Origin of the sequence: Polyangium spumosum, from assembly GCF_009649845.1 — a bacterium.
Taxonomy (GTDB): domain Bacteria; phylum Myxococcota_A; class Polyangia; order Polyangiales; family Polyangiaceae; genus Polyangium; species Polyangium spumosum.
Map to the genome: position 1 here is coordinate 1 of NZ_WJIE01000021.1, position 10,581 is coordinate 10,581.

Sequence of the window (10,581 nt, forward strand, 5' to 3'; positions counted from 1 at the left end):
TTCGTTCTCGCGAGCCAGGCGGGCGGGATACGCCCGATCGTCGAGTTCAGGATCGTTGGGTCCGCGGGTTGCCATCGCCCATTCACGAAGACCTCCGCGAGGATATGCGGAAAGTCCTGCTCAGGACGGACGGGCTTCTCGCGGGCCGGAATGCCGCATGCGCGGCAGAGGGCCACGAAGACACGCGTTTTCGCGTCGCAGTCGCCGAAGCCACGGAAGAGCGTCACGGCTGAATCTTCGAGGACTTCGCGCTTCGGGTCGCGCACGTAGTCGATCGCGTACTGGCAGAACTTCAGGATCGCCGCGGCGCGCTCGTGCATCGGCAATCGCCGGAACACCGCAGCCCAGCGCTGGACCTCGGGAAGCAGGAGATCACGCTTGCTGCCCTCGGCCATGTACCGCGCTTTCGCGAGGTTCGAAGGGAAGTGGACGATACGCGGCCGGATCATTTGACACCGCTCTTTACGGCCATGGACAGCGCCTCGCCGAAGACTGCGGGCGATCCGGTCGTGGCGAATTCCTCAAGTTTCGCAAAGAAGTCGGGATTGTTGTCGAGAAGTTGGATGCCCTGCATTGCGGCACTGGCGAGAGGATTGGCGGGGATCGAGGGGTCCGGAGGCGCGGGAACGAGACCCGCGGCCGTGAGGTGCGGCGCGAGATTGGTCGGTTTGTGCGTCCGCGACTCGGGCCGTGCGCTCGCGGGCGGCGGCGGCGGAGGAGGAGGCGGCGGCGGCGGAACAGGCGGCGGAAGCGGCGCGGCCACGAAAGGAGGCTCCGGCGGCGGCGGAGGCGGCGGCGGGGGCCTCGGCGGCGGCGCGACGTTCAGCGGGCTGTCCGTGCACTGCACAGGCACCGCGGGCTGCACGCGAACAGGCGTCACGGGGTCGAGCTGCGGGAGCTCGACGGGCGCGGGGGCCGGCGCGGGCGCGGCCTGCACGAGCGGGGCCGGCGCGGGCGCGGCCGGCGCGGGCGCGGCCTGCACGGGCGCGGCATGCGAGGGGGCCGGCGCGGGCGCGGCCTGCACGGGCGCGGCCTGCACGGGCGCAGCGGTCTGCCGCAAGACCATCCCCATCGGAGTCTGGATCATCTCCCAGCCCTCCCAAGAAACGGGCGCCGTCGGCCACGAATTCGGGGGGGGAGGCGGCGGCGGCGGCGGCGGCGGCGTATTCGCAGCGGTCGCGGTCTTTACGAGGGTGAGGAGCTTGGCGATCTCGCCGAACTCGTCTCCCCCGCCGCCATTGCCACCACCGAGGTTCTTCGCGATCTCGATCCCGCGCTCCATCCCTCGTTCGTACCCGGCCCCGCCGCTCGGCTTGCCCGCGTCGTTTCCGCGCAGCAGCGGCACGATCTCGCGCACGACTTCCAGCGTCGAGTTGGATTGCGGCTGCTGCCGGTCGAGGAGCGGCACGATCATGTCGCGCACGACTTCCAGCGCCGGGTTGGACTGCGGCTGCTTCGACGTTTCGACGATCGAGCGCATGAGCGCGGCCTGCGTATTCGCGCTCGTTTCGAGGATGACCCGGAGCAGCGTGAGGAACTCCGCCCCCATCATCGGAGCCGGAGCCGGTGTCGGTGCGGGCGCAGGCGCGGGGTAGTAGTAGGGCGGCACCGGGGTCGCGGGAGGCGCTGCCGGCGTGGGTCGCGGAGCCGGCGGCTCCTGGACGAATGGCTTCCGTGCGGGACCAGCGAAGTAATACGTCTCAGACCTGGCCGTATACCGATACGTCTGCCCACACTGCGCGTTGGCATAATAGGAGCACTCGCCACCGTACATCTCGACGACCTGCTCCCAACTTCGCAGTTCGGATCCCTTCCACAACCTCGGGCAGACCTCCCGCGTCTTGTCCGGAAGGATGCGGACGATCTGAATGAGATCAAATCTCCGCGGATCGGGGCCAGTCTCTGACTCCGGCCGAGGAAACAGGGGATGGCCGCCGAGCTCGACGGGCTCGTCCGAGGGCGCGCTGGGTTCGGCGTGGGTCATGGCTTGGACCTCCTCTTCCCGCGGGGCTTTCGCGCCGGGCCCGGGCCCGACAAGTAGAGCCGCTCGGACTTGGGGGCATGGCGAAAGGTCTTGCCGCATAGCGCGGTGAGCTGATACCCGCCCCCGTACAGGTCGATGATCTGCTGCCAGCTCCGCAGCTCGACCGCAGGCGCTTTGGGTTCGGTGCGCGGATCGGGCTCGACGGCACACGACTGCCCGTCGAGCGCAGTGGGCTCTGCGTCGTTCATGGTGCTGGGGCGATGATGTGACGATTCAATCGAGCATTGCAACACCAAAAATGTTCGGCAGGCGACCCGTCGTCGAGTGATGCGGCCGAACGCATAGTTTGAGAACAAACTAAATGTCGCGCGCAGGGCGGTACTCCCGAGAAACTGCCGGGGAATTTGCATGATGAGGTGCGGCTGCTGCGGGGTGTCTCGGGCGCCGATCGGCGGCAGATCCGCGCCCCTCCGAAGGTCGTCGTGCGCGCAAACAGCACGAAATTGCGTCATGCCGCGATCAACGCTGCCTCCCTACGGGAGCGTCGAACGTGGCGACCGCCCGGACGATGTCGATCCGTGCGGGAAATCGTGCGGGGCACGGTTTGCCTGTCGCCCAAGAGGGTGTTCGTGCGGACGTACGGGTGTGCTGTGGCGGCATGAAACAAGGCAAATGGCGCACGCAACTGCGTTGGACGACCTCGATGAGTTCGTTGTGGCACCACGTGCGCGCATCACGCGCGCTGCTTCCGGCAGTGAACTCCGCTGTTCAGCGTTCGGCCATTGAAACAGCGGAGGCTGGCCATGGCTGAACGACATGCGGGGAGACGAACCCCCGCCTGACGGACATCAGGCGTCGAACGACGAAAGTTTAAGGTGTTCGCTGTACAAGAGCCGTTCGCAGCGGAATCTCCGCTTCCGGGTGGTACACGCCGAACAGAATGGGAGCCCGCTTGGTGGCCCCCGTGTGCGCCGCGAAAGGCCGAGAATTCCCGAGCGTTCCCCGAGGCCGGCCCCGGCAGCGCCGAGACGTTTCCCTTGGAAGGGCCGGGGCCTTGCGCCTCGGGCCCGGCCTCGGGTCCGATCACGATGACGAGCTCGTGCCCGACGTCGTGAGATGCACGCCGTTGGAGGCGTCCCCGCGAGTGCGAATTCGTACAATGGCGGACGCTCGAGCGGCCTTCGAGCGCGGTCCCCGAGATACGTTTTCCGAGAAAGAAAAGGTGATTTCGAGAAGTGCTCGTCGACGAGCCTGGATTTCCAGGGGTCCAGTCCGATGGTTTCCGAGAAATCAGCCGAGGATTTGCACATCGCCAGGCGTCGAGCGCGAGTGAACGCGGCACTTCCGCGAGAGGGGCCTCGACGAGCATGCGAAATGTGGATCGATTTCTCGGCGGTCCTCGGATCGACACGCGGCGAAACAAGGGGGGGCGTTCAGGATCCCCTATCAAAGTTCGGAGATTCGATCGTCGGCCGTAACGCGACGATTTTATTCGCGAAATGGCTTGAAAGTCGTCGCTGACGTGCCGTACATTCCGGTGGACCGACGCTTGGGAGGGGTCGCTCGCCGTGAGCTCGAGCCCCCTCGCCTGGTCGTCGATTCACGTGGCGCCGCGGAGCCCTCGCGCGCGTCGGGGAGGTGGACATGGGCGGTAAGGAAGGGAGGTCCCGGCATGTCGGCAAAGCAGGGAGAAGCCCATCAAGCGGTCGGGGGCTGGGTGCCCATCGACCGCGCAGCGGCGCACCTCGGCATGAATGTGGGCGCGCTGCGAAAGACGCTGGAGCGGCGCGCCGTGCGGGCCGCGGACGGGGTGACCGAGGCCAGCGTCGATGGCGTGCGGGCGCGCAAGTTCGGCCGGATCTGGCGGGTCCGGTTCTCCGAGGCTTGGGGTGTCCCGTGAGGACGGTCCTCGTGCTACAGTCCCAGCCTCGCAAAGGTGGCTGGGATGGTCGGAAAGGAATCTGACCATGGCAGTCCGCAAGGTAGAGCGATACGGGGAAACCCGTCTGTTGATTGACATCCAGTACAAGAAGCGGGACGGCACGCGGGCTCGTTTCCGCAAGGATGCCGAGGTCCAAACGTGGACCGCGGCCCGTGCGGAGGAGAAGCGGTACCTGCTCAACATCGCCAACCATGGCGAGCCGTTCGAGCCGGGGACTGCGCCGGCAGTCGATTCGGGCGATTCGTCCGGATCGAATGCCGCGCCGAAGCCGAAGAAGACCTTCGCCGAGGTGGTCGGCGAGTTCCGAGAGACCTTCATGGTCGCGGAGCTCAAAGTCACCAGCCGGAAGGGGTACGAATCGGTCCTTCGGGCCTCGTTGCTTCCGAAGCTCGGCAAGTTGACCCTCGACAAAGTCGACGGGAAGGCAGCCGCGGATCTTGACCTCGCGCTTTCGAAGCGCAAGTTGAGCCGCTCGACGCGGAACAATACGCAGGTCGTGCTTCGATCGGTTCTGCGGTTCGCGAAGAGCCGCGGATACATCGAGGACCGGCCGGCGAATCTGCCGCGTTTGAAGCAGGTCGGGCAGCGCGTCCTGGAGATTCCGAGCGACGATCAGGTCGAGCAGATTCTCGGGGTCGCCTGCGATACGCACCGCCTGGGCTTCACGCTCATGTCGGACGCCGGGCTTCGTCCCAACGAAGTCCGCGCGCTCCGATGCAAGGACGTGCAGCTCCGGTGGGAGAACGGCGAGGCCGTCGGCGGGTTCCTCACCGTGCGTGAGGGTCGGTCACACGGCGAGATGCACACGCCGAAGACTGGCCAGCGCGAGATCCCCATCTCGCGCGAGCTCGCGCGGGTCCTCGCCCCGGTTGTCAAAAGCGCAGCGCGCGAGGCGTACGTGGCGCTGAGCGACACCGGGGAGCCATGGGGCCAGTCCGGGCTCAAGCAGGCGTTCGCGCGAACGAGCAAGCGGGCCGGGGTCGAAGGGTGGTCGGTGTACTGCCTGCGCCACTTCGCGATCACGGCTTGGCTCCGCGCAGGCATTCCCGTGCATGTCGTGCAGCGGATGGCAGGTCACACGAACCTGTCGACCACGCAGCGCTACGTGCACTTCCTCAAGGAAGACCTCGAGGAGGCCGCTCGTCGGTTGCCGGTCCGCCGTCGTGGCGGGAACGGCGACGGGGAGAAGAACTGACGCCCGGCCACGCGGCCCTCGGTGCAACGCCGGGGGCAAGGGTCGACCGGACCATGGTAGGCGAGGTCACCGCACCGCCGCCCGCATCCCAAGAACACCTCCAGACAGTCGAGCAGGGCCCGGAGAGGACACGTCCTCGGCTGGGCTCAACCGCCGTTCTCGGTTGAGGCCACAGTGAGGCCACAGCTTTTGTCGGCGGGGAGGGAGCGAGGGGGGATGGCTCGTAACCCCTCGGAATCATTGGCACCCCCGGCAGGAATCGGACCTGCGACCTTCGGTTTAGGAATTCGCGCCCGCTCGAGAACTGGTTGTGCCTGGATGTCGCTTTTGTGTGCGTAGGAAGCGGTGGAAGCACAATCGGACAACGGTTTCTGCGTCGCCAGCGGTTTGCGGAAGTGAGGCCTTTTCGGTGCCGGCCTTGTGCCGGCTTTCGATGTGAAGACGGGGGCGCGGGGCACCTCTGAAGCTGTCGGGCTGGGCATCGTAGGGGTCGTGGTGGTCACCGTCTCCCACCGGAGCTCGATCTTCGCGACCGCTCGGGCGAGCTGCTCGAGGTCGCGCGCCGTGTAGTGCTTCTCGGTCACGTCGCGGAGCGCGTGGCCCATGAGGCGCTTGCGGACCTGCTCGGGGACATCAGCGTCGGACAGCCACGATGCGAAGCTGGCGCGGGTCGCCTTGAAGTCGATCGCTTGGCCGCGGAGCTCGATGGGAAGTCCGAGCGAGGCGAGGTGTTCGCGAATCTGCTCGGCGCTGCGTGGCCGCGTGGCCTCACCGTTAGGGCCTGGGAAGACGAAGTCTTTCGGCGTTGGAGATCGACCGACGAGTTCGGCCCAGTGCGCCTGCCATTCAAGCAGTGCCTCCCGGGCAGCGGGATGAAGCGGCATCGTTCGCTTGCTCTGCTTGGTTTTCGGATCTTTCGGCTGCGCGAAGCTGACCCCGACCTTCTTCCCGATGAGCGCAACGGCCTGCTCGATCCGGAACATCGGCGTCACGCCGTCGAGGTCGACATCCGACCAGCGCAATCCGGCGATCTCGCCATCGCGCGCGCCGCTCGTGAATGCGAGCGCGTAGCGTGCGCGCCAATCGAGCGGAACCTGCGGAGAACTCACGAGCGCCGCGGCCCATTCGAGCGGAATGCGAAGGGCCCCGCGCGCCTCCAACTCAGGCACCTCACGCTGGACGCCCGGATGCTGGAGTATATTGGCCGGACTGGTCACCCAGCCCTCGGCCATGGCATCGGCGAAGAGCGTGCAGAACGTGTAATAAACGTTTCGCACCGTCGAGGCTGCGCGCTTCCCACGGATATCCCGGATGAATGCGCGCAGTTCCGGGACTTCCAGCGAGGCTATGGGCTTCGTACCAAACCGCGGCAGGATCCAGTTGTGCAGGGCTCCCCGGTTGCCGCTCAGGGTTGCGGGGGAGACGCGCTCATCACCGGCGCGCAGGCTGAGCCATTTCTCGGCGCAGGCGGCGACCGTGAGACCCTCCTCGCGGCGCTGCGTGAGGGCGAGGTCGGGGCGCAGGTTCTCGGAGCGGAGCCACTCGGCCGCCCAGGCCTCGGCGTCGCGCTGGCGTGTGATCTCCTTGGGGAGGACCTTCTGCGGCTGGCCCCGGACGGGGTCGGCGTAGCTGAGAACCCAGCGTTTCTTGGAGGGGCGGTAGAAGAGGGAGGTCCCTTTGGGGAGCGGCATGGCGGCTCTGCCTCGGATCCCTTTCCTACGCCATTGGGCGCGGCCCGCAAGGATCGTTCAGCGCGTCCCCTCCTCGTCTCTCCTCCACGGTCGACCTTCCTTGACGTCCAGCCAACAGAACCGTGCCCCCTGGTTGTCGTTCGGATTCAGCCAAATCATCCGCTCGAAGACGTGCTCCGCATCCTTCATCTGCCCGAGTCGCCAGAGCGTCAGACCGTAACCGTGCAGGCACCGCATGAAGGGCCGATTGTCGATGCAGGCCCATGGCAGCATACCCGTGAATCCGGCGTCGAGCGCATGCTCTCCAATCCGCACACCTACCTCGTAATGGAGTCGTGCATGCTCCGGATATCGATCGAATGCAAAGTCTCCGAGGTGCGCGTGGGCATCGAGGCAACGTAGGTCCTGGAGCAGGAGATCCATGAGCACCTCCTCCGCTTCGAGGAAAGCGCCCGCCTCATTGACCTCGCTTGCCTCGACGATGGGATCGTCGAAGTCCATAGATTCGTAGTCAACGCCTGGAAGCACCTGTTCCAGCTCGAAATACCGGCGTGGTTTGGCAGTGGCCTTCCGCCAGAGCGCGCCCACGAGCCCCGGTGAGCGCTCCGGCTCGTACACCTCGCGACAATTCATGACGCCGTGCTCCTCCAGACCGAGGGGCGGCAATTGGAGCGCGGGGATATCGATCCGAGCCTCAACGACCTCACCCTTCACGTAGGCGTATCCTCGATGCGACCAGCGCCTCTCGATGTCAATTGCCACGATCTGTCCAGGCACGTACTCGATGATGTCGGAGGAGCGCAACGTCACCTGTTCGCCGGTCCCCAGCAGGCGCACGCGTGCCGACTGCCGGTTCAACTTCAGAATGGCGGCATCGAACAGCCCCTCTTGCTCTGTAGCTTTGGACGCTGCGGAGGAACGCGGCACGGAAAACAGGGCCGTCGATGCGGTGAGCCCGGCCGCCAGGATTTCCTCTCGATCACGCAGCACCTGATTGCGGGCGGACATGTAGGTTTCGCCGCTCTCCTCCATGCGGGCCCGGATGACGCGCTTCAGATCCTTCTTCACGGTCACGGTCACACCCTCGCTTCCATCCGGCATGCGAGGCCCTCGCCGCTCGCGCCGTACGGATCGAAAGATGGACGAACCGATACTCCCGGAGGAGTCGACTCCCCTTCGGCCCTCGTGGGTGCCTCGCGAGGGGAGGCAGTCGGGCGCGGGCGTCGGGACCGCCCTTGGCCACGAAGGTTTTACCTTCCGGTACAGCTTGTCAAGGGAAATTTGGCTCGTACGATCCCGGGGGCAAACGGGTGTGCGTCAAGCCACGCCCGTGGACAAACGCTCAGGTTCTCGAAGCCCTGGTGTTCGGGCTGCGGGTGGGGTAAACGGCGTGGAGACACATGACCAAGAGGAAGCGCAAGACGGCTACCCACGGCGCCGTCATCCCTGACCGAAAGATTTCCGAGACCATCCTCGACTTCGGCGTGGCATTCCGGAGCACCTCGCGCTTGTGCAGGCTCTCCTCCGTGATCCCATCGCACCGCAGGGCATGAAGGAGGCGTGCGCGGCGCTCAGTGCGCGACGTCGCGAGAAGTTCAGCGAGGACCCCCGCGCCGTCGGCGAGTGGAGCATCCTACCGGATGGCCACGGCGGGCACCGCTTCCGATGCGACGCACGGGTGCCGCCGAGTCTCCTCCCAAAGCAATGACGCGTGCTCGATTGGGATCGCAGCCACTGCCCTCGCAAGCTGCTCCACCTCCCGCGCCGTATAGTGCCTCTCCGTCACATCCCGCACCGCATGCCCCATCAACCGCTTGCGCACCTGCTCCGACACCCCTGCCTCCTCCAACCACGTCGCAAAGCTCGCCCTCGTTGTCGCCGCTCATCAAAATCCGCAGAAATTTGGATAGACCGGCCGATGTTCGCCGACGGGGTGCCGGCCGGCCTGCGAGCGGGGACGAAGCAGCTACCGCTTCTTCCTGGCGGCGGCCGCGCTGCTGCGGCGCCCAGCGACCTCCTTGGCTTCCCGGAGCCTGTAGCTTTCGCCCTCGATGCTGATGGGCGTGGTGGACGACGCGATCGATGAGGGCTGTGGCGCACGTGGCGTTCGGGAAGATCGTGGGCCAGTCGCTGAAGGCGAGGTTTGTCGTCAGCACGATGCTCTTCTTCTCGTAGCGTAGATTCACGAGCTGGAAGAGCAGGTCGGCGTTTCGCGCATCGAAAGACAGGTAGCCTAGCCCGTCGAGGACCAGCAAGCTCGCCTTGGCGTAATGCTTCAATCGCTTTGCGAGCGACCGCGATGATTCCCGCGCGCCGAGGTCGAGCAGGAGCTGGGCCGCGGTCGTGAAGATGACCGAGTTGCCGGCGATGACGGCCTCGTGCGCGATGTTGCGCGCGATCATCGACTTGCCCAGGCCGTGGGAAGCGACGAGCACGACGTTCCTCGGCTGGGCGAGGAATTCCAGGCGCAGCGCAGACTCCACGAGCTCACGGTCGATCTTCGTCGGCCAATCCCAGTCGAAGTCTGCCATGGGCTTGAAGTGGCCGATATGGCTGCGGGAGAGTCGCCGTTCGAGGCTGTTCTTGGCGCGCTCTTTCTCCTCCATTTCCACGACGTGCTCGAGCAGCTCCACCGGACTCGACCGCGCCTTGATCGCGCGAGCGCAGAGGTCGTCGATTCCCTCGGCCGCGGCGCGCAGGCCGAGGTGTTTGAGGCGTCCTTTCAGGTCACTCATGACCATTTGCCTCCGGGCCCTCGCGCCGCGTCAGCGCGTCGTAATTCGCAAGCGAGTGCGGCGTTACCCGCAGCCCGCGCACCCGCGGGTCGTCCGGTAACACGACATCGAGCGGCGGAAGTGCACCTCTCGCGCGCCGCGCGGCTCGCAGTACGATTGCCCCCGATCGCATCGAGGGCAGAAGGCAACTACCCGGTTACATTGGGGATTTCCGCACTGAACGATCCGCGCTGAGTCCATGGCCCAAGTCGGCCAGCACAAAACTGGACGGGCGGCGGGGACTCGTGCGAAGGATGCGCCGTCGAGACGCGGTGCCCGCGACCGACCCGAGGGCCTGGAGGTTGCGTCTCCGGGCCCTTCTTTTTTGCTGCCGTGGCGCGGATCCTGCCCCGGTCATGCCCTCGTGGACAAACTTACGCCTGCATCCGCCGACCAAAGGAGCGACCAGGTGCCACCTCGGCGGCCGGTCCACTTTTGCGCGGTTTTCGGCGAGCGTTGACATTCATCTGCACGCCGATAACGGCGGGCCGATGAAGGGCTCGACGATGCTGGCGACGTTGCAGCGGCTCGGCGTGGTGCCGTCGTTCAGCCGGCCGCGCGTGAGCGACGACAACCCCTACGCCGAGGCGATGTTCCGGACGCTGAAGTATCGGCCGGAGTATCCGCGGAGGCCATTCCAGAGCCTCGGCGAGGCCAGGGCGTGGGTGGAGGGTTTCGTGCGCTGGTACAATTTCGAGCACCTGCACAGCGCATTGCGGTTCGTGACGCCGGAGGACCGGCACGCAGGGCGCGATGCGGGCATCCTCGGGAAGCGGGACGGCGTGTACCAGCGAGCCCGCAGGAAGCACCCACGAGCAACGCGCCAGGCGCTTCGAGCAACGGTCCGATGACTGATACTCGGCTGAAAATTTCGAGGTCACAAAAAAGTGTCCATGCTATATCTTTCACGTTGGGAGACTGGTTAAGACACCCAGCGCATGTGACCCGCCTATCACCAGCCCATCGTTGTGACGACAGTTACGCTACAAATTGTG

General features: G+C 65.9%; 8 protein-coding genes and 1 pseudogene. 3 read left to right on the forward strand and 6 right to left on the reverse strand.

Annotation, left to right across the window (positions count from 1 at the left end):
- From GF068_RS38575 to GF068_RS38585, 3 genes are all read right to left on the reverse strand, one after another.
- Positions 1 to 449 (reverse strand): transglutaminase-like domain-containing protein (locus GF068_RS38575; protein WP_170319929.1); only part of this gene is annotated, 449 nt, incomplete at its 3' end.
- Positions 446 to 1,552, reverse strand: coding sequence for a hypothetical protein (locus GF068_RS44610; protein WP_206079647.1), 1,107 nt, complete (start codon positions 1,550 to 1,552; stop codon positions 446 to 448). The genes GF068_RS38575 and GF068_RS44610, both read right to left, overlap by 4 nt.
- A gap of 428 nt (positions 1,553 to 1,980) precedes the next feature.
- The gene (locus tag GF068_RS38585; protein ID WP_153824561.1) at positions 1,981 to 2,496 is read right to left on the reverse strand and encodes a hypothetical protein; all 516 of its coding nucleotides are present in this window, start codon (positions 2,494 to 2,496) and stop codon (positions 1,981 to 1,983) included.
- Positions 2,497 to 3,656: 1,160 nt separating this feature from the next.
- Between GF068_RS38585 and GF068_RS38590 the strand changes: the two genes are divergently transcribed.
- Positions 3,657 to 3,884: a hypothetical protein gene (locus GF068_RS38590; protein WP_153824562.1), complete on the forward strand. Its 228-nt coding sequence runs from the start codon at positions 3,657 to 3,659 to the stop codon at positions 3,882 to 3,884.
- A gap of 67 nt (positions 3,885 to 3,951) precedes the next feature.
- Positions 3,952 to 5,121: a tyrosine-type recombinase/integrase gene (locus GF068_RS38595; RefSeq protein ID WP_170319930.1), complete on the forward strand. Its 1,170-nt coding sequence runs from the start codon at positions 3,952 to 3,954 to the stop codon at positions 5,119 to 5,121.
- 146 nt (positions 5,122 to 5,267) lie between these two features.
- On the opposite strand, the gene GF068_RS38600 is transcribed toward GF068_RS38595, so the two are convergent.
- The 3 genes from GF068_RS38600 to GF068_RS38610 all read right to left on the reverse strand — a co-directional run bounded on the left by GF068_RS38600 (position 5,268) and on the right by GF068_RS38610 (position 9,547).
- Entirely contained in the window at positions 5,268 to 6,812 is a 1,545-nt protein-coding gene (locus GF068_RS38600) for a tyrosine-type recombinase/integrase (RefSeq protein ID WP_153824564.1), read from the reverse strand.
- A gap of 57 nt (positions 6,813 to 6,869) precedes the next feature.
- Complete coding sequence (locus tag GF068_RS38605) at positions 6,870 to 7,886, reverse strand: cytoplasmic protein (protein ID WP_153824565.1); 1,017 nt, start codon at positions 7,884 to 7,886, stop codon at positions 6,870 to 6,872.
- 521 nt (positions 7,887 to 8,407) lie between these two features.
- Positions 8,408 to 9,547, reverse strand: a complete 1,140-nt coding sequence (locus GF068_RS38610) for an ATP-binding protein (RefSeq protein ID WP_240808060.1) — start codon at positions 9,545 to 9,547, stop codon at positions 8,408 to 8,410.
- Between the two features lie 506 nt (positions 9,548 to 10,053).
- Here GF068_RS38610 and GF068_RS43930 point away from each other — a divergent pair.
- Positions 10,054 to 10,422: pseudogene (locus GF068_RS43930) on the forward strand (transposase); the annotation flags it as partial.
- Positions 10,423 to 10,581 lie beyond the last annotated feature (159 nt).

What these genes read in the sequence shown, in the direction of transcription:
- GF068_RS44610 (WP_206079647.1), bottom strand. Translation starts at nt 1,552, where the DNA reads ATGATGGGGGCGGAGTTCCTCACGCTGCTCCGGGTCATCCTCGAAACG.
- GF068_RS38600 (WP_153824564.1), bottom strand. Translation starts at nt 6,812, where the DNA reads ATGCCGCTCCCCAAAGGGACCTCCCTCTTCTACCGCCCCTCCAAGAAA.
- GF068_RS38590 (WP_153824562.1), top strand. Translation starts at nt 3,657, where the DNA reads ATGTCGGCAAAGCAGGGAGAAGCCCATCAAGCGGTCGGGGGCTGGGTG.
- GF068_RS38585 (WP_153824561.1), bottom strand. Translation starts at nt 2,496, where the DNA reads ATGACGCAATTTCGTGCTGTTTGCGCGCACGACGACCTTCGGAGGGGC.
- GF068_RS38595 (WP_170319930.1), top strand. Translation starts at nt 3,952, where the DNA reads ATGGCAGTCCGCAAGGTAGAGCGATACGGGGAAACCCGTCTGTTGATT.
- GF068_RS38610 (WP_240808060.1), bottom strand. Translation starts at nt 9,547, where the DNA reads ATGAGTGACCTGAAAGGACGCCTCAAACACCTCGGCCTGCGCGCCGCG.